The following is a 20,193-nucleotide window of genomic DNA, read 5'->3' on the forward strand; positions in this document are numbered from 1 at the left end:
GGTTTGGAGGAGATGTTGGGAGGTTTTCCGAAAACGTTGGGAGGCTGGGCTAAAACGTTGCGAAGTGAGAGAAGCGTTGAGAAGTTCGACGTGAGTGTTTCGAGGTGGTGGCATTTTGTTGCTAGGTGGACTTGGAACGTTGGGGACTTCCTTCCAAACGTTTCGAGCTCAGGGGAGAGGAAAAAACGTTGTGCAGTTGGAAGAAAGCGTTTCGGGGTGGTGACATTTTGTTGTGAGGTGGACTTGGAACGTTGAGGACTCCCTTCCAAACGTTTCGAGCTCGGGAAAAGACTAGAATGACATGGCCTTTCGATACAAAAAGAGCCGTCCGGTTGTCGGACAGCCCCTTTCTATCATTATTCGTCTATGCAACGAGTATTAGACTGATGGCCATAACCGCCATTCCCGCCATTAATCCGTAAATGGATAAATGGGCTTCATCGTACTTTTGCGCAGCCGGCAACAATTCATCAAGAGAAATGAACACCATGATGCCCGCGACTGCTGCGAAGATGACGCCGAACATGATGCCGTTCAAAAATGGCATCAGTATCAAAAATGCCACAATCGCACCGACCGGTTCCGCAAGTCCCGACAAAAATGACAGCTTAAAAGCCTGCTTCCGGTTGCCGGTTGCGTAAAAGATCGGGATGGCGACAGCAATTCCTTCCGGGATATTGTGAATAGCGACTGCGATTGCAATGGCGACACCGAGTGTCGGGTCTTGCAAGGCCGATGTAAATGTCGCAATTCCTTCAGGAAAGTTGTGGATGGCGATCGCCAACGCTGTAAACATCCCCATCTTCTTCAGCTTGGCATACTCATCATTCGAAGGACCCGCATCCACATCCTCAACACTCTTTACTTCATGCGGATTGCCGATGGCCGGGATGAAATGGTCGATCAGCGCAATGAGCAGCATTCCGCCGAAAAACCCGGCGACTGTCATCCAATAGCCTTGCGTCATGCCAAGTTCTGCAACTAGCTCATCTTTCGCTTTGACAAAAATTTCGATGAGCGAGACATAAATCATGACACCCGCCGAGAACCCCAAGGCTATCGATAAGAATTTAGTATTCGTCCGTTTTGTGAAAAAGGCAAGTAAACTACCGATGCCCGTCGCCAACCCCGCAAACAGGGTGAGGGCAAAGGCATAAAGAATCGTTCCGTCCATGCATCCAACATCCTTCTAGTTCTAGATAGTGTTATTGTATGATGAAAGTTTCCTTTATACAATATTTCGGCCAAAATATTGATGTTCTTATCGTATGACCATTCCTATCCAAATGTTCAATTAATCGATCAATAATTCTCCTAATCCATTTATTCTTGCAAATACCCCTATTTTCGGACGCATGAAACGATGGCTTTTCACCCCTATTCGTATTTCCGTCCCAGCGTGAGCCGTGCCAATCGTAATGCTGCCAGTCGGCCCCGTCTTGACGATTGTCTTCACATTATTCTTGGATCCGGTCTCCAACAAGGACACTTTACCGCGGGCATTGATTTCCCCGCCTCGTACGAGCCCTTGCACGATGACATCCCTGCCGGCAGTCACTGAACAATGATACAATCCCTTGGATATCACCTCAATGTCACCATTGCAATGCAGGACACTGTTGATGGCGTACGGAATTGTCAAAACCGATGTCGGTTCCCGCGTTTCCCCGTACAGCTCCACGAGTGTTCGCGCTTCCAAAATCAGTTGCTCGAGCCCTGCCATATCCCGAACATCCTGATTCAATGAGCTGATAAACGTGCCATAACATTTCTGCGCGATTTCCGTCCACTCCGACGTCAAGTCCTGTGTATGGTTTTTGACGTTTTGAATGAAAACCCGATTCAATTCCTGGAAGGATGTGTATTTCTTCTCAAGCAGCAGGCGGATGAGCAAATTCAATTCGGCCTCCTCGATGTCATCGCCCGTTTCCCCGCGGACCAACAACACTTGTTGGACGGCAGCCTGGATTTGCTCCATATATACTAGGATCTCTTTCAATTGGGTCACAAGTTCCCCAATGATCAATTCCTCTCGACCGACGACCACGGTGGATGAAAATAAATTCCCTTTGACGAAGGCGGATTTCATGGCATGGATGGTGGCCTTTGTCACCGTCCCCCCAACGTGCAGATTGCCGGATGCACGGACGAACATCGATGGATTAATATTGCCGTCGATCCGGACATCCCCTTCAAATCGGATATTGCCACTCTCCAAGTTGATCTCACCGCGATGATGCAATTCGTGGTTTACGTCGATTTTCACAAACTTTCCTCTCCAATCCAATGTCGGCCTTCCCGAAATGATCGCTACAATATCCTGATTGATTTGCATTGCATTCTTTCCGGTCCGGATGATGACGTCTTTCACCGGTTTCACCGGAATCACTTCCCCGAGAAGGCTCCTTCCCTCTTTGCCAGGTATTGCTGCAATCTTTGTTGCGATAATCTGCCCTGCTTCCACGTTCAAGATGGTCTTCCTTTCACGGTAATCGACCCGCTCCCTCTCCTCCGGCGTTTTGTCATCATAGCGGATATGCACTTCCAGATCCCCGTCCAATCCAGGTACAGGAGGCTGCCCTTTAGCTACGATTGCTTCAAACGGCTCCAGGGCCTCCACCGCTTTTTTGATGATTGGAAAGATGAGCCCTTGCTGGACACCCATTTCTTTCAATCGATCCACGATTTTCTGTGGCTCCAAATCATTATACGGTTCAATCTCCTCGTCGGCCTCGATATACAGGACCGATGCAAAATCGGTGTCCGCTAGCGTCCGTTTCACCTTTTTTCCAGGCGTGAACGAAAGCAAGGCCAACATATCATGCTCAATCAGTTGAATGGCAAATTGCGGAGGGATCCATTCGTCATTGATTCTGACTTTCACTTCGTCTCCCGGTGTGATGATGGCACGGTCCGTTGTGCGTTTTTCGTTGACATATAGCCGGACGTTCGATGCCGGCCATAGAACGGGATACGTATCACCATTAAAGACTGTTTCTACCCGTTTTTGGTAAATTCTCGACTTCGATTCCGTTTTTCCGGTTGCATTGCCGATTCCTGTGTGATGAGGCGCCTCTCCCACCGCAGAGAGCAACACCCGGTCCACTTCCTCTTCCATGTTCATCATTGCGTGCGGAGTGGTGGATTGTTCTACAATTTGAGAGACATTCACCTCCGCCAGTGTCTTTCGAAGACCAAAAAGGGTTCTGCCTGGATTGGATATGACTTCGATGTGCACATCTTCCATTTGCAGATCCAGGATGGATAACGCCAGTTGCACGGCTTCTTCAATCGTTTCCGCCTTGACCGTAATGGACTTCCCCATGTCTTCCCACCTCACTTCTACGCTAATCTGAACACACCTTTCATTCTTTTCTATGTATTTTCATTCTATCATATCCTATGCACTTTTCTAATTATTAGCACAACTTTCATCCTAAAAAAGAACCATTCTGCATAATTGCAGAATGGTTCTTTTTTCCTTCATCATAGAGCTGCTTCGACTTCTTTAACCATTTCTTTCATGGATTTCAAGCCGCCGCCGGATAGGTACCAATAATCGCCATCCAAATAAATCATTTTATCATTTTGGAACGCATTGGTCTTTTTCACAAGGTCGTTTTCGATGGAATCCTTGGCGCTAGCACCTTCGCTGATCGCAGCGTCACGGTCGATTACAAAAAGGACATCCGGATTTTGTTCTAAAATGTACTCAAACGTAATGTTTTGTCCGTGAGTGGAAACTTCGATTTTCTCATCAGCCGGCTTGAAACCGAACACATCGTGGATGATGCCGAAACGGGAATTCGGACCATATGCACTTACCTTTCCTTCTGTGCCAAGAACGATCAATGCTTTTTTATCAGACTCTGCAGTTTTTTCGCTAATGGCAGCAATTTGCTCATCAATCTCTGCAAGCTCTGCATTCATTTCATCTTCTTTATCGAAGATTTCAGCAAGAGTTCCCATGTTCTTTTTGAATGAATCCATGTAATGTGCTGTGTCGACTCCAACGAAGATGGTCGGCGCAATTTCAGTGAATTGATCGTATAGTTCCATTTGACGTCCGGAAATCAAAATCAGATCAGGTTTCATCGCATGGATCGCTTCAAAATCCGGCTCTTTCAAGCTGCCTACATTCACATATTTGTCATCATCGTATTTTGAAAGGTATCCAGGGACGTTGGTGCGTGGCAAACCAGCCACTTCCACTCCAAGCTCATCCAATGTATCTAGTGCTCCGAAATCAAAGACGACCACTTTTTCAGGATTTTGGGCAACAACTGTTTCTCCCAATTCGTGAGTGATGGTCAATGTTTCATTTTCTGCAGCCGGCTCACTTTGTTCATTATTTTCGTTGGCTGTTGAGCCTTCCGGTTTTTCTTCCTTTGACCCGCAAGCTACAAGTAGAACCATAAGGGCGAACATCATTAAGGCGATTGAAAATTTCTTCATCGGATTCCATCCTTTTTCTTTTAAAATTAGTTTCACTTCTCAGTTATTCTCTTGATATACATTACTTACGAATTAAAATACACACAAATTCGACAGTCATTCATTTTTTTGATTGGAATTTCCATGTCATAGATCTCTCTCAAGGCATCCGAGTTGATGATTTCATGCGTCAGACCATCTTTGACGACGCGCCCGTCTTTCAGCGCAACGATCCGATCCGAATAAACGGAAGCGAAGTTGATGTCATGCAGGACGATGACGACCGTTTTTCCTAAGTCATCCACCAGCCTTCTCAAGATTTTCATGATTTGCACGGAATGCTTCATATCCAGGTTGTTGAGCGGTTCATCCAATAGAATATAATCGGTGTCCTGAGCGATTGTCATAGCAATGAATGCGCGCTGACGCTGCCCGCCCGACAATTCATCCAAATAGCTATGCTGCATATCCATCAATTCCATATAATCCATCGCCTGATCGATGATGCGGATATCTTCTGCCGTCAATCTCCCTTTCGAGTGCGGGAAGCGCCCGAAGGAAACGAGCTCCCGGATCGTCAGGCGGACATTCATGAAGTTAGACTGCTTCAAAATCGAAACCCTTTTGGAAAAGTCGTTTGATTTCATTTTCTGAACATTGTCGTTGTCCACCAACACTTCCCCGGTATCCGCATCCAGAAGGCGGCTGACCATTGAAAGGAGTGTCGACTTCCCTGCCCCATTCGGTCCGATGAAAGACGTGATCTTCCCTCGGTGGATATTGACGGACACCTTTTCAACGACCGCTTTTTTTCCATAAAACTTTGATAGTTCCCGGACTTGGATCATGTGGATCGACTCTCCTTCAATAATAAGTAGATAAAATAAACGCCGCCGATGAAGTTGATGATGACACTGAGCGTCGTAGAGAAAGTGAAGACCCGTTCGACGACCCATTGCCCACCGACTAAGGCGATGACACTCATGACAGATGCTCCGATAATGAGAATGGAATGCTTATATGTTTTGAAAAATTGATAAGACAGATTCGCGACGATCAAACCGAAAAATGTGATCGGACCGACTAGCGCAGTGGATACCGATATGAGCACTGCGGATAGGATGAGCATCATCTTAACGACTTTGTCATAGGAAACGCCAAGATTGATGGCCGTATCTCTTCCAAGGGAAAGAACATCAAGTTCATCCATCGAACGCCATCCGATGACAAGGGCGATCGCCACAAAGCCAAGTGCCCACCAGACCAGCTCTCCGCTGACGTTGTTGAAGCTCGCAAACATTTTATCTTGTACGCGCAAAAACTCATTCGGATCAATTAATACTTGCAGAAACGTCGAGATACTGCCGAAGAACGTTCCGACGATGATGCCGACCAACAGCAAGAAGTAGATCGGCTGTCTGCCCGACTTGAACAGGAAACGATACAAGAGAAGCGCAAATACGATCATGGTCGCCACGGACAAGATGAAATTCACGTGTTTATTGACGACCGTCACATGCCCCGAACCGAGGAAGAAGATGACGACGGTTTGCAATAAAAGGTAGAGTGAATCGAGTCCCATGATGCTCGGCGTCAAGATCCGATTATGAGTGATCGTCTGGAAGATGACGGTCGAGTAGGCTATCGCGACACCTGTGATAACCATCGCTAACACCTTGATGCCCCGACGCGGTAACGCATAGTCAAAGCTTCCATTCAATCCCTGAAACAGGTATAGACTACAAAAGATAGCAGCCAAAATCGCTAATATTAGTATTTTCGTTGAGTTACGCATACGCCTTCCTCCTAAACAGCAAGTAGAGGAAGATCGCGCTGCCGATGACACCGACCATCAAGCTGATGGAAATCTCGTACGGATAAATGAGGATCCGTCCAAGTATGTCGCAGATGAGCAAGAAGATTGCGCCGAGCAACGCTGTATGCGGCAAGGTTTTCTGTAAGTGATCTCCTTTGAAAATCGAAACGATATTCGGAATGATCAGCCCTAAAAACGGAATCATGCCGACGGTCAACACAACAGTAGTCGTAATGAGCGCCACCAAAATCAATCCTATATTGACAATCCGTTTATAAGCGAGGCCGAGGTTTTTGGAAAAGTCCTCTCCCATCCCCGCAACCGTGAAACGGTTCGCATACAAATACGTAATGATAAGCACCGGTACACTTATGTAAAGAAGTTCGTAACGTCCCTTCATGATCATCGAGAAATCGCCCTGCAGCCAAGCCGACATGTTTTGGATCACATTCGCTTTATAAGCGAAGAACGTAGTGATCGACGACAAGATATTCCCGAACATCAACCCGACGAGTGGAATGAAAATCGCGTCCTTGAACTTGATACGGTCCAAGATTTGCATAAACAACAGCGTGCCGGCAAGCGCAAATGCAAAGGCGACAACCATTTTCTCAAGTGTTGAGGCGTTCGCGAACAATAGCATCGAAACCAAAATTCCGAGCCTTGTCGCGTCCAATGTACCAGCTGTTGTCGGTGAAACGAACTTATTTCGGCTCAACTGCTGCATAATAAGACCTGCGATACTCATCCCCGCTCCGGCGAGCAGAATGGCAACAAGCCTTGGCAAACGGCTGATTAAAAAAATCTCCGTCTCTTCCGACTGGAAATCTAGCAGATCCATCGGTGAAATATGGCTCACTCCTACAAATAGAGATAGGAATGATAGGATGATTAAAGCGATGATCAAGTAACGTTTCTTCATAAGATCCCCGGTATCGTTTATTTGCACCCGACTTCAATAAATGAAAATGATTATCAGTCGGCTGCAACCTAATTATATCATGTGAGATAAACGTGTCAATCTATAATTGAAAATGATTATCAATGACTATGGCATTGATTTGTTCCTGGTGAAGATGGAAGCGCTTCAGGTCGGGGCTATTGGAGTGGGGTACGAAGATGAGAACAATCCTGCCAAGTTCATGACATTTGTTGGGGGACATTGTAGCGGCCTGCATGAGGCTAGGAACGCCGCCTCATCCTATGAGCTCCTAATCTTTTATGAATATACTTGCATGGAAAAGGGGCTGTCTTTTCCGGTTAAACACGCAAAAAGCAAGGGCTCTGGTCGCTTTCCGCGGGCCAGCCGACGAGCCTCCTCCGGCTTACAGCCGTGCGGGGTCTCGTCGGCCGGCTTTCCCGCAGGAGTCTCCCGGCGCCCTTGCTTTTTGCTGGTATCCAACTCTGTGCCTGGACTTTTCGGACAGCCCCTTCATTTCATTTATTGTGCGACTTCTTGTGATTCCATCGCTTCCGTAATGTCTACGGCATTGTCCAGGACATCTTGGGGAACATCGATCTTTTCAACTTCATTGATTTGGCTGATGATCGACTTCATCTGTTGGATAATGTGCATTTCTTGTCCTTCAATGGACATTGTCATGTCCATATCCATATTGAATGCATTCGTTTGGAATGTTTCCTTGTCGATGAAAATCTCGAAATTCAAACTTTTGACGTTCATGTTTTCCATCATTTCTGCTTCTTCCTCACCCATTTCCATACCCGCCGGCATGCTGTCCGCGATTGCTTTCTTCATCAAGTTGTTGAATTTCTCGCCTTCCGCGGATAGAGTCAAGATGAACTCATCGTCGGTCTGCTCGAACTGGAAGTCTTCCGTGAACTCTTTGAACATTTCCATGTCCGGAGTCGGATCCGTTCCGCCCCCCATTTGCTCCATCATGTCGTCCGACATTTCTTTCGGGAATTTCAGCCATTGCTCAGATTCAGGATCAAACATGAAGAATCCTGCATCTGTAATGTAAATTTCCGTATCCATGGCACCTTGCTCTCCCATATCCATGTTCATCTTTTGATACATCGCAAGCGGCTCCATGATCATGTCCATGTCCATCTTGAATTTGCTGTCCATGTTCAAGTCTTCGCTAGGGACCTCAATTTTCTGCTGGATGTCCATTTTGGCGTGCATGCTCTTCAAATCTTCGGAAGCTTCCATCGCCTTCTCGTAGACTTCCATTGCCGTCAGCTCGCTTTGCTCATCGGCCTCCTCATTCGCTTTCGTGTCAGTTTCCTCATTTGTATTCGGCTCCGCATCCGAAGGCGTCTCCGTTTTCGGCGTCGCTGTCGAGTTACAAGCGCTTAAAGCTAGCGCCAACATGACGATAGCTAACCCTTTCAACCAATTCTTCAAATTCATTCAACCCTTTCTAAACTATTTACTGCTCCCTCATTCATACGGTCCTGCCAGCGAAGAGTTCCATCTTTTTTGCAGAATTTCATTTTTGAATCAAATGTCTTATTCCTGTTCCTTGAGTCAATCGGCACGCTTTCTCCACTTTAGGGAAGGCTGGTTTAGCCCCGAAAAGGATTGGGTATACTTCTATCATCCCACCACCTTTCTCTTTAAGTGAAAACTGCACCCCATCTAAAACGGGGTGCAGCTTTTTTAATGGCTGATGATAAATTCCTCGAAACGCTCTCGTTCCATAATATCCATCTCCACGGTCAACAATGTGCCGTCCTCTTCGTATTCCGTGTTTTTCACAGTCGCTTTGTCGTTCAAATAGGCGACGACATCTCCCCGTTCAAACGGAACGAGCAATTTACAGGTGACGTATTGTTCAAAAATCTTTTTCTTGATCAAACTGATCAGCTCTTCCAGACCCGCTTCCTCTTTCGCCGAAATCCAAACGCTATCGCCCCGGATTTCCGGATAGGGAACATTGGCTAAATCCGCTTTATTGTACACCTTCAACGTTTCCACATTTTCCACTCCGACATCATGAAGTGTGTCATTCGTCACATTCATCATGAATTGGTACTCCGCATTCGATACATCCACGACATGTAAAAGCAAATCGGCGTCTCGCGCTTCCTCCAATGTCGAGCGGAATGCTTTCACAAGATGATGCGGCAATTTCGAAACGAATCCGACCGTATCCGTCAAGATGAATTGCTTGTTATCAATAAGCTTCACTCTCCGGACGGATGTATCCAGTGTGGCAAAGAGCATGTCTTCCTCAAATACTTGTTTCGCATGCTCCGGATCCATTTCGGCGAGCAGTTTGTTCATCAACGTGGATTTTCCTGCGTTCGTATAGCCGACGATGGAGACGACCGGCGTTCCGCTCTTTTTCCTCTGCTTGCGCTGCGTCTCACGCTGGTCCTTCATATGCTCCAAATCCCGGCGTAGTTTGGCAATTTGGTCTTCGATTTTCCGGCGGTCGAGCTCGAGTTTTGTCTCCCCAGCCCCTTTGTTCTGGAAACCGCCGCCCGTTCCGCCCCCTTGCCGGCTTAGGGATGCGCGCAACCCGACCAGACGCGGCAACGTATATTGCAGCTGCGCCAACTCGACTTGCATCCGGGATTCTTTCGTCCGAGCCCGTCTCGCGAAAATGTCAAGGATGAGCATCGTCCGGTCAATCACTTTACATTCCAGTTCCTGTTCCATATTACGGATTTGGGATGGTGTCAGCTCGTCGTTGAAAATAACAAGGTTTGCATCGGTTTCTTCATATAAACGCCGAATCTCTCCAACTTTCCCCTTTCCGACGTATAAAGAAGGATGGCGTCTTTCTAAATTTTGCGTCACCATCCCGACGACCTCTACATCGATCGCCTCCGCCAAATTTTTCAATTCTTCCATCGTATAATCGAAATGCTCGTCGGTTTGCTCATGGACTCCGACGAGGATTGCGTATTCCACCAATATATCCATCCTACGACCCCTTCCGACAGAAATACTTATCCCCTATCTTACCATACCCGCTCAAAACGCCCCTATCCGTAGATGACCTCTTTCAATCGTTCTCTTCCGCTCGTCTGCTCAACAAACTTCAAAACGACATTCGGCAAACGGATGTCATCGGCCGCCCCCACCTTTTGGGATAATAAAACCGCCCATTCGCCCGTCTCTTTCAAAGGGTCTCGGACGCCAAAGATACATTCCTTGATTTCCAGCTCTTCATTTTTCGGATCGATCATCCCATCTGCCCGCAATTTGGTAAAACGGATGTCCTCCGGCTCTTCCCATTCGATGAAGAACGGATACGGCAGTTCCTCCGAAATCGGTTGGTCGATAAAGAGCATTTTCCATTTCCGCAATTGGCCTTCTATCGTACGGCGTTCCGCTTCCAAAACGCCCGATGTGGCGAATCCTTTGTTTTCTATGTCTTCATTGAATTGCTCAATTCCCTCGACTGACAGGCAAAGCGTCCCCCAGCCTTCGCCATCTTCCAAATCATGCAATAGCAATTGGGTGAGTGGATGCTTGATTGACCTGGCGATATCGGGCCGCTCGACTGACAGCCATTCGATATACGCATTCTTTACATACCGCAGCGCATTATGAGTTCCCCATTTCTCATGGCGACCCCCGATAACGGTTGGACGGCCCGACTCCGTTTGTTCCTTTACCACTTCTTCCGGGGATTTATTCGTAAAATACACGACGTGGTCCAATTTCATTTGTGCGCGACCTCCTACTAATTGAATGATAGCATGTTTCAAAAGAGTACATGAGCATGAAAGAAATTTTTATATACAACCGAACAAAAGCGCTAAAGCGCCTCTGTCCCCGTCCCAGGTGAAATCGATTCACTTGGGATTTTTTTCGCTCTATGCATGGTCCCACCACAAAAAGGACATTCAATCTCGACTTCTTCGTTCTGTTTTAAGTCGACCTGAAAGTCTGCCACTACAAAATCGGGAACGTCATCTAATTCCTGACAATCCCGACACTTAAATTCAATCGTACTTATTTTTTCGTTCAATCCGAACGGGTCATCCTCTTCTAATGATTGTAAAAATGCCCGATTCAGTTCATCCAGCTCTTCGTCTGTTGGCATCCTCCGACTTCTCCCATCTTTTAATAATTTTCATGCCCTCCATATAATGATACAGGATTCCATAATCAGCATGCCAAATCTCCACCAAGTCCATCTCCCGATGGCAACACGGGCAAATAAACGGATCCTGATCAAAAGCCTCTCTCATCCGTTCCCGATATGTTTTTCTCTTTTTCCTTCTTTCCAAAAGCATGGAAAGTTGTTTTGTCCGCATGAAGGCATAAAGGCTTAGAATTTGATTTGCCTTCTGATACGATCTTCTGCTATACAACCCAAAACGGCCCACCATTCTGAAGTGTTTTGGTGGGATGTGCTGTAAAATATTGAACAGGAATCGATAGACCGACTGCTTCACGTCCACCCGTTTCCCTGTTTTATGATCTTCATACCAGAACTCGACTTCCTTCCCATCGTATCCGACAATGCGATATTCGGCGATGGCCGGTCTCGCCAAGTATCTGCCTATGTATTTGGCTGCCCCTTTGGCATCCTTCATTTTCTGTTCTGCGTTCACATAGAATCCTTTCGGATATCGCCTATATAAATCATTGATTAATTCCTGGGCCTTTGGGTGATCGGGAAACCACTTCTTCATTAAATCGAGTAGCACCTTTTGCCAGGATTTCCGTAAGAATTCATAGGGAATGAAATCACTTGAACACCATTCATTCCGATTATCAATCGCCCCTTCCGTCACTAGGGCATGTATATGTGGATTGAACTTCAGATCCCTTCCGAACGTATGGATGACCGTGATCACCCCGGCTTGTAGGTTGCGCTTCCTGCTTTTACGACGATAATAGAATTGGAAGACCCCGGCTACCTGTCTACTCAACTCATTCAATTTTTTGCGGTCGTGGAAAAAGATATTCCGAAGTTCCTCGGGAATGGTGAATACCATGTGGCGATGCGGCACATTAAAGATTAAGTCCTGCTGTTTGGTGGACCAGTCATCCGTATATTTCTTTCCACACTTATTACAAAAGCGGCTCTTGCATGTGAAACAGACAATGACAGGAGATGGATTCCCTTCACAACCCAGACATTCATATCTCGCATATCCGACATCCGAGGATCCACAACGGATTGTTTTCAGGACGGTTTCTTTTATATCCTCTCGATAAGCTTCTGGAAACAAGGTAGAGTGCATTTGCCAAAACCCATCGAAATGGTCTTTCAGTATTCTTTTGATGACTCCACTAGTCCCTCTCATCGCGTCTCAGTCCCTTCGAGTATACGAACATTTTATCGAACAGTTATCCACAGGTCAAAATTTTATAATTTCCTAAGCAAGAACAAAAAGGCCACCCTGATGTCCGGAGTGCCCCTCCCCTTATGACCTTTCCTTTTCCAACAGCTCCAACGTCTCATTGAACTCTCTCTCGATTTCCGGGTCCGGGCGGTATGTTGCCAAGCTGACAAAGTAGGTGACGACTAGGCAGATCAGGAATCCTGGGACAATTTCATAAAGTGTATCCGTCAACACCTTAATATTCCCCCAAACGCCGACCGTGATTGCGCCCGCCACCATTCCCCAAAGCGCTCCTTTTGCCGTAATTTTACGCCAGTATAGGGATAGGAGGATGATGGGACCGAATGCCCCGCCAAACCCCGCCCAAGCAAAGGACACCAGTTTCAAGATAGATTCTTTATTAGGCCAAGCCAAGATGAGTGCAACAATGGAAACGACCAGAACAGCCATCCTCCCTAGAAAGACGTAGTGCTGGTCCGATGCGTCCGACTTGTAGACCGCTTTGTATAAATCTTCGATTAATGCAGACGAAGTGACGATCAACTGAGATGAAATTGTACTCATGACGGCGGCCAAAACGGCAGCCAGCATAATCCCCGAAATGAACGGATGGAAAATGACCTGGCCGAGCGCGATGAACACCGTTTCCCTATCCACTAAATTCGCATCCAAATGTTGGCGGTAATAGGCGATTCCGACAAGCGCTGTCGCAATTGCTCCGACAAGACTAAGTAGCATCCAACTGATTCCAATTCGACGCGCACTCTTGGTCTCTTTTACTGAACTGATTGCCATGAAACGGACGATGATATGAGGTTGTCCGAAATATCCGAGCCCCCACGCTATAGAAGATAAAATTCCAAAAAACGTAGCTCCGGACACTAGATTTAATAATTGCGGGTTCACTTCACGTATCGTGGCAGCTGTTTCAGAAAATCCGCCTGTCAGAAAGACTCCGACAACCGGGACGAGGATTAAAGCAAAAAACATAATAAACCCTTGAACCGCGTCGGTGTAACTAACTGCCAAAAACCCCCCGAATAATGTGTACGCGATTACAACGGCTGCTACGATTAGCACGCCTGCATGATAGCTTAAACCGAAAGAGCTCAGAAAAAATTTCCCGCCTGCTACCATGCCGGAGGATACATAAAATGTAAAGAAAACAAGGATAATAATTCCGGAAGCGATGCGTAAAAAACGGGATTTATCCTTGAGCCGATTTTCCAAATAACTTGGAATGGTGATCGAGTTATTGGAAACTTGCGTATAGACACGGAGTCGCGGTGCGATAAGCAACCAGTTCAAATACGCCCCAATTGTCAAACCGATCGCAATCCAAGCTTCGACAAGACCCTTAAGATAAATGGCCCCTGGAAGCCCCATCAATAGCCAGCCTGACATATCGGCTGCCCCCGCACTAAGTGCCGTTACCGCAGGGCCTAGAGAACGGCCCCCTAGCATATAATCCGTCAAATTGGATGTACGCCTGAACGCATACCAACCAATGAAGAGCATGGCGGCCATATATAAGACAATGGCAATCAGTTGATACATCTCATTCGTCAAATCGATCTCCTCCTGACTACTGCTTATAACAATCTATACCCATATCAATTATCGCGAAAGCCCATTTGCCCTTTAACATGTTGTATGATGGACATGAAACGACAAATTGATTCTAACCCCGCGGAATTTCCCGGGAAATAAACCCTATTCGACAAGGAGGAAACATTATTGCGTCATGAAGAATGGTTATATGAAACGATTGATATGGCAGTGGAGAATGTAAGAAAAGGGGGCGGTCCGTTCGCAGCAATCATTGTAAAAGACGGGGAAATCATCGGCCGTGGCACCAATCGCGTACATATTGAAAACGATCCTTCTGCACATGCTGAATTGCTCGCCATCCGGGAAGCCTGCGCTTTTCTCGGCACTATCGATTTATCCGATTGCACCCTTTATGCCAGCGGCGAACCTTGCCCGATGTGCCTCGGCGCCGCTTACTGGTCCACCGTCGGAACGATATATTATGCTTGCAGCAAAGCGGAGGCGTTAGACGAAGCCCAATTCACGAATCCGCTCGCCGCTTATTTCCCGGACCAATCGAAGGCCCCGGAAGACCGCCAAGTTCCGTTTATCCAATTAAAAACGACCAACGCCCTCTCTCCCTTCCATGAATGGAATCACTTTCATCGGAATTCGGACGTTTAATTTGGAAATGAGAAGGGAAATGAATTCGTAAGGAGGCGATATGAAATGCCTTGGAACGATCGGGACTATCCCGCTTCCTTTAAGAACCTGGAGTCGGAAGTCCGAGAAAAGGCGATTGAAATTGCCAATGCCTTGTTAAAAGAAAACTACGAGGAAAGCCGGGCGATTGCAATTGCTACGGCCAAAGCTAGGGAATATATCCACGGTGAAAATGGCGACCGTCCAGAATATGAAGTGAAACCACGGCAAAATGACTGGATTTTAATAAAAGCTGACGGGGCACGTGCCATTTTTAAAGAAACTAGTAAGCAAGAGCTATTGGAGAAAGCAAAACCGTACGTCAATGATCAAAACGGCGTGTTATCCATTTATCATGAAGATGGCTCATTCGAAAATAAGCTATATGAATGAGAAAGAGCGTATTCCTTGAGGTTGGCAAGGAATACGCTTCTTCTTTTTTAAGATTGGGCTTGTGTCACTTTCTCCTCGGACATTTCACGAAGTTTGAACTTTTGAATTTTCCCGGAAGCGGTCATCGGGAATTCGTTGGTGAATTCAATATATCTCGGAATTTTGTGGTAGGAAATATTCCCTTTACAAAACTCGCGGACGGATTCCTCGTCAATATCTGCGCCTTCTTTCGGAATGATCCAAGCCATCATCTCTTCCCCATACTTCGGATCTGGTACACCGACGATTTGGACATCCAAAATGCCTTGATGCTTATAGAGAAACTCTTCCACTTCGCGAGGATAGATGTTTTCTCCCCCTCGGATGATCATATCTTTAAGTCGTCCGGTAATATCGATATAACCGTCCTCGTCCATGATTGCGATATCTCCCGTATGAAGCCATCCTTCCGAATCAATCGCTTGGCGGGTCGCTTCTTCATTATTGTAATACCCTTTCATGACATGATAGCCGCGTGTGCACAGTTCGCCTGGTTGTCCGACGGGCACTTCTTCTCCTGTTTCCGGATCGATGATTTTCACTTCTACAAGAGGATGCGGTCGGCCGACAGTGGACACCCGTTTTTCGATGGGGTCATCTGTCCTCGTTTGTGTGAAGACCGGAGACGATTCGGTCTGCCCATAACAGATTGTAATCTCGTGGGCCCCCATCTCTTCTATGACTCTCTTCATCACTTCGATTGGACAAGTAGAGCCTGCCATGATGCCCGTCCGCAATGACGACGTGTCGAAGTTTTTGAATTCCGGATGATTGAGTTCCGCGATGAACATCGTCGGAACTCCGAGAAGAGCCGTACATTTCTCGTCCTGTACCGCACGAAGCACACGCAACGCTTCAAACTGCTCCACCAAAACCATGGTTGACGCATGAGTAACGGCTGAAAGCGTTCCCAAAACGCATCCGAAACAGTGGAAGAACGGTACTGGGATGCAGACCCGATCCTTTTCTGTCAATTTCTGAAAGTCCCCAATCAATTTTCCGTTATTCACCACGTTATTATGTGTCAGCATGACACCTTTCGGAAAACCGGTCGTTCCGGACGTATACTGGATGTTAATGACGTCATCGGGATCAAGGGACTTGAATTGCTCTTCCAACTGTTCATCCGTCACACTATCCCCATGTGCTAGGAATTCGGACCACTTGTACATCCCTTTTTCTTCTTTTTCCGTCATTAGGATGACCCGCTTGAAATGTGGAAGTTTTTCACAGGAAATAACCCCGCCTTGCGCATCCACCAACTCCGGGCAAATCTTTTGAATGATATCTATATAACTAGTACCTTTAAATCCTTCATCTAAAATAAGCGTTGTCGAATCGGATTGTTTTAGCAAATATTCCAATTCAGCAGCCTGATAATTCGTATTTACTGTGACAAGGACTGCCCCCATTTTCCCTGTCGCATATTGACTTAAGAGCCATTGTCTCTTATTATCCGACCAAATGGCGACATGCTCTCCCTTTTGGATGCCCATTCCCATGAATGCTTTTGCCAATTGATCCGTCTCTTCGTCGAACTCCTTATATGTCTTCCGGATGCCGTGTTCCGGATAGACATAGGCTTCGTTCTCAGGAAAACGTGATGCCTGTTCTCTTACAATCTCCCCAACCGTTTTGCTCAGTAATGCCATTTTGCAAGTCCCCTTCCCCTGAAAATTCATACTCTACGGCTAATTTTATCATAAAATTCAGAACAACGTACAGAAGATTTTTATTTTTTTGGAGAAAAAGCCCAGTTTTTTTCACAGAAACCTCTCTTTTTCCTATCGAGATGCTTCCCAGTGGAGCCTCCTCTCAAAAATCTGGTACGCTGAAGCTATGTTAGCAATTCAAAGGAGGATCTTATGGTTATCGAATTATTGACATCGCATGCGTCGGTCCGCAAATATAAAGATATCCAGCTGTCAAAAGAAGAAGTGCACGAACTGATTCATGCCGGGCAACATGCAGCGAGCTCCCATTTTGTTCAGGCCTATTCAGTCATCCATGTGACTGATAAAGAAAAGCGGAGGAAATTGGCAGAGCTCAGCAAAAATCCACGCCAGTTTTCGACAGCCGGAGCAGCGCTCGTTTTTTGTACCGATTATTGCCGCCTGGAAAAAGCAGCAGCATTAGCCGGCAAGGAAATTGATTATTCCTACGCGGAAAACATGCTGGTCGGTGCCATTGATGTCGCCTTATTTGCGCAGAATGTCGTTGTTGCTGCGGAGTCCAAAGGGTACGGCATCTGTTATATCGGCGGCGTCCGCAATGCACCACAGGAAATAAGCGACCTGCTCGGATTGCCCGATGGCGTCGCCCCCATGTTCGCCGTGACGATCGGCATTCCGGACGAATCAAATGAAGTGAAACCACGCTTGCCAGTCGAAGCGATCATTCACGAAGATACGTACGACGCCGAAAAATACGACGAACTCCTACCCGCCTACGATGAGACGATGAATGCATATTATCAAAATCGCGGCACCAATCAAAAGGACGTCAAATGGTCCAATCAGATGGCGGATTTCCTATCCAGCCCGCGGCGGACCTATATGAAGGAATTCCTCGCGAAACGAGGATTTAAATTCAATTAAATCGTTATTTTAGGCCAGTCCATATGCTGGCTTTTTTCATCCCATAATTGGAGCCTTTTTGATATGCTGTAAGGAATAATTAGAAGGAGCGATGGTCATGCAATTTGAAGAATTGGTGGACGAACTGGCACGGCGGATGACCGATGGTTCTTTCATCAGCGGGACAATCAGCCAGTCCCGCACGAAGTCGGATGAAGTGAAGCGAGTCAAGGTGAAGCCGATCGAATTGAAAAACGGATTGCATATACAGTTTGAATATCAATATGAGCGTGTCCTGCAACACGAAAACATCCATTCACGTGATGTTCGCGGGAAGCTGGAAGACTTGTTGAATCGCTTCAAACAAGTGCATGCCGAGTTCCTCGACGAAAAAATCCATGTCCAACTTTCGAAAAAATTCAAAGTGATGTGGAAATCCGATCAAGTGCACTCCAAAAAAGTCGTCGATCTATCCCATAATAGAAAAAAACAATATTTGCTCGATGAAACGACACCGTACCCTTTCCTTGTCCGGTTAGGCGTCCAATCCCCCGACGGCAAAGTGAAAAAGCAGAAGTACGACAAATTCAGGCAGATCAATCGATTCATCGAGTTTATCGACGATTCACTCGCCCACTTGCCGAAAGACCGGACAATCCGCATTTTGGACTTCGGCTCCGGGAAGTCGTATTTGACGTTTGCCCTCTATCATTATTTGCGGATTGAAAAAGGACTGGATATTTATGTGACCGGCCTCGACTTAAAAAAAGAAGTCATTGAAGAATGCCAGCATATCGCAAAAGACTTGGAATACGACAAACTGGAATTCCTTGTCGGGGATATTAATGAATATGACAAGGAAAATGCCGTCGACATGGTCGTCACCCTTCACGCTTGTGATGTCGCGACCGATATGGCGCTCGCCCGGGCGGTCCGCTGGGGAGCCAGCGTCATCTTGAGTGTGCCGTGCTGCCAACATGAGCTGTTCAGCCAAATCCAATCTCCCGAGCTTCAAGTCATGTTGAAACACGGACTGATCAAGGAACGCTTCTCTTCCCTTGCCACTGATTCCATCCGTGCGGAACTGCTCACTCTCGTCGGATACGAAACCCAGTTGCTCGAATTCATTGATATGGAGCATACGCCAAAGAATATCTTGATCCGCGCATACCAAACAGGCAAACAGGCATCATCGGAAGCTGTCCAGACATACGAAGCCTTTCGGGACATGCTCGGGGCCAAACCTTTTTTGGAAAAGGAGCTTTTACAAAGCCGCCACCTATCCCTTAACGAGCAGAAAAACTGAAAGCTTGCTAGTTTATTCTTAATCCCATACAATTTAGTATATCTTATCGGAATTGTATCTGTTATAATCAATCCATCGCGATTACGCTAAGGCGTAATTGATCAGGAAAGGATGAGTCGTTTTGCGCGTTGTGAACAACATAGCGGACCTAATCGGGGACACGCCGCTTGTGAAGTTGAATCGGCTGCCAGATCCAAGCGGTGCGCAAGTGTATGTGAAACTTGAATATTTCAATCCCAGTCGGAGCGTCAAAGACCGGGCTGCCTATAATATGATTGTCGAAGCGGAGAAGGCGGGTTTATTGGAACCGGGGGCTACGATCATCGAGCCGACCTCCGGGAATACGGGGATCGGTCTAGCGATGAGCGCTGCGGCCCGTGGATACAAAACGATCATTGTCATGCCGGATTCCTCTACAATGGAACGCATCAACATATTGAAAGCGTACGGGGCGGAAGTCGTGCTGACACCAAGCGACCAAAAAATGCCCGGTGCCATTCAAAAAGCGGAGGAGATTGCGGCGGAAACGCCCAATAGCTATATTCCAATGCAGTTTGAAAATGAAGCCAATTCGGACATTCATCGGACAACAACCGCGCCGGAAATCATCTCAGCCATGGAATCCATAGGCCGAAAGCTTTCCGCATTCGTCGGGACGGCGGGAACGGGCGGTACCATTACCGGTACAGGTGAAACCTTGAAGGAATATGATAAGAACATTACCGTTCATGTTGTGGAACCCGCGGGATCCCCTGTCCTTTCAGGCGGGAAACCCGGAAAACATAAATTGGTCGGCACTAGCCCAGGATTCATCCCTCCGATTTTGAATACATCGGTCTATGATGAAATCTTGAAAATCGAAGATGAAGAAGCATATGAAACCGTGCGGAACTTGGCCGCCCGCGAAGGGATTCTGCTCGGACCAAGCGGTGGAGCCTCGGTTTATGCAGCTTTACAAGTGGCAAAACGGCTGACGCCGGAAGAGTCGGTTGTCTGTATAGCGCCCGATACCGGTGAACGTTATTTATCCAGTGATTTATTCACTTCTTGATAGGAAAGTACAAAGCTTGTACTTCCTTTTGCATAATCCCGACTAAATTGATTAGAAAAGTTTGAGG

General features: G+C 46.8%; 18 protein-coding genes. 5 read left to right on the forward strand and 13 right to left on the reverse strand.

The genetic code is table 11. From position 1 onward, the window contains the following. Positions 1-364: 364 nt before the first annotated feature. The 12 genes from zupT to putP form a co-directional block, all read right to left on the reverse strand. Positions 365-1,174, reverse strand: coding sequence for a zinc transporter ZupT (gene zupT / locus OXB_RS02830; RefSeq protein ID WP_041071728.1), 810 nt, complete (start codon positions 1,172-1,174; stop codon positions 365-367). Between the two features lie 120 nt (positions 1,175-1,294). Continuing rightward, the gene (locus OXB_RS02835) at positions 1,295-3,325 is read right to left on the reverse strand and encodes a FapA family protein (protein ID WP_041071731.1); all 2,031 of its coding nucleotides are present in this window, start codon (positions 3,323-3,325) and stop codon (positions 1,295-1,297) included. 161 nt (positions 3,326-3,486) lie between these two features. After that, on the reverse strand, positions 3,487-4,455 hold the full coding sequence (locus OXB_RS02840) for a siderophore ABC transporter substrate-binding protein (RefSeq protein ID WP_041076202.1): 969 nt from the start codon (positions 4,453-4,455) through the stop codon (positions 3,487-3,489). A gap of 65 nt (positions 4,456-4,520) precedes the next feature. After that, a complete protein-coding gene (locus tag OXB_RS02845; protein WP_041071733.1) occupies positions 4,521-5,282 on the reverse strand; it encodes an iron ABC transporter ATP-binding protein in 762 nt (253 codons plus the stop codon). Further along, positions 5,279-6,229: an iron chelate uptake ABC transporter family permease subunit gene (locus OXB_RS02850; RefSeq protein ID WP_041071735.1), complete on the reverse strand. Its 951-nt coding sequence runs from the start codon at positions 6,227-6,229 to the stop codon at positions 5,279-5,281. The genes OXB_RS02845 and OXB_RS02850 overlap by 4 nt, the downstream gene beginning before the upstream one ends. Continuing rightward, positions 6,222-7,172, reverse strand: coding sequence for an ABC transporter permease (locus tag OXB_RS02855; RefSeq protein WP_041071738.1), 951 nt, complete (start codon positions 7,170-7,172; stop codon positions 6,222-6,224). Before OXB_RS02855 ends, OXB_RS02850 begins: the two co-directional genes overlap by 8 nt. 519 nt (positions 7,173-7,691) lie before the next feature. Then, on the reverse strand, positions 7,692-8,621 hold the full coding sequence (locus tag OXB_RS02860; protein ID WP_070098220.1) for a DUF6612 family protein: 930 nt from the start codon (positions 8,619-8,621) through the stop codon (positions 7,692-7,694). A 255-nt stretch (positions 8,622-8,876) separates the two neighbouring features. Further along, entirely contained in the window at positions 8,877-10,148 is a 1,272-nt protein-coding gene (hflX, locus tag OXB_RS02865) for a GTPase HflX (protein ID WP_041071742.1), read from the reverse strand. Between the two features lie 62 nt (positions 10,149-10,210). After that, a complete protein-coding gene (locus tag OXB_RS02870; protein WP_041071744.1) occupies positions 10,211-10,897 on the reverse strand; it encodes a VOC family protein in 687 nt (228 codons plus the stop codon). Between the two features lie 92 nt (positions 10,898-10,989). Next, positions 10,990-11,277, reverse strand: a complete 288-nt coding sequence (locus OXB_RS02875; protein WP_052483843.1) for a zinc ribbon domain-containing protein — start codon at positions 11,275-11,277, stop codon at positions 10,990-10,992. Then, complete coding sequence (locus OXB_RS02880) at positions 11,252-12,490, reverse strand: IS91 family transposase (protein WP_084212371.1); 1,239 nt, start codon at positions 12,488-12,490, stop codon at positions 11,252-11,254. The genes OXB_RS02875 and OXB_RS02880 overlap by 26 nt, the downstream gene beginning before the upstream one ends. A gap of 120 nt (positions 12,491-12,610) precedes the next feature. Beyond that, a complete protein-coding gene (gene putP / locus OXB_RS02885) occupies positions 12,611-14,098 on the reverse strand; it encodes a sodium/proline symporter PutP (protein ID WP_041071746.1) in 1,488 nt (495 codons plus the stop codon). Positions 14,099-14,266: 168 nt separating this feature from the next. Between putP and OXB_RS02890 the strand changes: the two genes are divergently transcribed. Both OXB_RS02890 and OXB_RS02895 read left to right on the forward strand, forming a co-directional pair. Next, entirely contained in the window at positions 14,267-14,743 is a 477-nt protein-coding gene (locus OXB_RS02890; protein WP_041071748.1) for a nucleoside deaminase, read from the forward strand. A 45-nt stretch (positions 14,744-14,788) separates the two neighbouring features. After that, on the forward strand, positions 14,789-15,154 hold the full coding sequence (locus OXB_RS02895) for a hypothetical protein (RefSeq protein WP_041071750.1): 366 nt from the start codon (positions 14,789-14,791) through the stop codon (positions 15,152-15,154). 47 nt (positions 15,155-15,201) lie between these two features. Here the strand turns inward: OXB_RS02895 and OXB_RS02900 are convergent, their stop codons facing one another. After that, positions 15,202-16,845 (reverse strand): AMP-binding protein, encoded by a 1,644-nt coding sequence (locus tag OXB_RS02900; RefSeq protein ID WP_041071752.1) that lies wholly within the window; start codon positions 16,843-16,845, stop codon positions 15,202-15,204. Between the two features lie 213 nt (positions 16,846-17,058). Between OXB_RS02900 and nfsA the strand changes: the two genes are divergently transcribed. The 3 genes from nfsA (at position 17,059) to cysK (ending at position 20,126) form a co-directional block, all read left to right on the forward strand. Next, positions 17,059-17,790, forward strand: a complete 732-nt coding sequence (gene nfsA / locus OXB_RS02905; RefSeq protein ID WP_041071754.1) for an oxygen-insensitive NADPH nitroreductase — start codon at positions 17,059-17,061, stop codon at positions 17,788-17,790. Positions 17,791-17,887: 97 nt separating this feature from the next. Next, positions 17,888-19,075, forward strand: a complete 1,188-nt coding sequence (locus OXB_RS02910) for a class I SAM-dependent methyltransferase (protein ID WP_041071755.1) — start codon at positions 17,888-17,890, stop codon at positions 19,073-19,075. Between the two features lie 121 nt (positions 19,076-19,196). Continuing rightward, positions 19,197-20,126 carry a cysteine synthase A gene (gene cysK, locus OXB_RS02915; RefSeq protein ID WP_041071756.1) on the forward strand — a complete coding sequence of 310 codons (930 nt, stop codon included), beginning with the start codon at positions 19,197-19,199 and terminating at the stop codon, positions 20,124-20,126. The last annotated feature ends 67 nt before the right edge of the window (positions 20,127-20,193 follow it).

The sequence above is a fragment of the Bacillus sp. OxB-1 genome (assembly GCF_000829195.1).
GTDB lineage: Bacteria > Bacillota > Bacilli > Bacillales_A > Planococcaceae > Sporosarcina.

Bases quoted from the DNA above. Each gene is read 5' to 3' on its own strand.
- hflX (WP_041071742.1), bottom strand. From the start codon at position 10,148: ATGGATATATTGGTGGAATACGCAATCCTCGTCGGAGTCCATGAGCAA.
- OXB_RS02895 (WP_041071750.1), top strand. From the start codon at position 14,789: ATGCCTTGGAACGATCGGGACTATCCCGCTTCCTTTAAGAACCTGGAG.
- OXB_RS02875 (WP_052483843.1), bottom strand. From the start codon at position 11,277: ATGCCAACAGACGAAGAGCTGGATGAACTGAATCGGGCATTTTTACAA.
- OXB_RS02870 (WP_041071744.1), bottom strand. From the start codon at position 10,897: ATGAAATTGGACCACGTCGTGTATTTTACGAATAAATCCCCGGAAGAA.
- OXB_RS02910 (WP_041071755.1), top strand. From the start codon at position 17,888: ATGCAATTTGAAGAATTGGTGGACGAACTGGCACGGCGGATGACCGAT.
- OXB_RS02850 (WP_041071735.1), bottom strand. From the start codon at position 6,229: ATGCGTAACTCAACGAAAATACTAATATTAGCGATTTTGGCTGCTATC.
- OXB_RS02900 (WP_041071752.1), bottom strand. From the start codon at position 16,845: ATGGCATTACTGAGCAAAACGGTTGGGGAGATTGTAAGAGAACAGGCA.
- OXB_RS02855 (WP_041071738.1), bottom strand. From the start codon at position 7,172: ATGAAGAAACGTTACTTGATCATCGCTTTAATCATCCTATCATTCCTA.
- OXB_RS02880 (WP_084212371.1), bottom strand. From the start codon at position 12,490: ATGAGAGGGACTAGTGGAGTCATCAAAAGAATACTGAAAGACCATTTC.
- nfsA (WP_041071754.1), top strand. From the start codon at position 17,059: ATGGTTATCGAATTATTGACATCGCATGCGTCGGTCCGCAAATATAAA.
- OXB_RS02835 (WP_041071731.1), bottom strand. From the start codon at position 3,325: ATGGGGAAGTCCATTACGGTCAAGGCGGAAACGATTGAAGAAGCCGTG.
- zupT (WP_041071728.1), bottom strand. From the start codon at position 1,174: ATGGACGGAACGATTCTTTATGCCTTTGCCCTCACCCTGTTTGCGGGG.
- OXB_RS02845 (WP_041071733.1), bottom strand. From the start codon at position 5,282: ATGATCCAAGTCCGGGAACTATCAAAGTTTTATGGAAAAAAAGCGGTC.
- OXB_RS02840 (WP_041076202.1), bottom strand. From the start codon at position 4,455: ATGAAGAAATTTTCAATCGCCTTAATGATGTTCGCCCTTATGGTTCTA.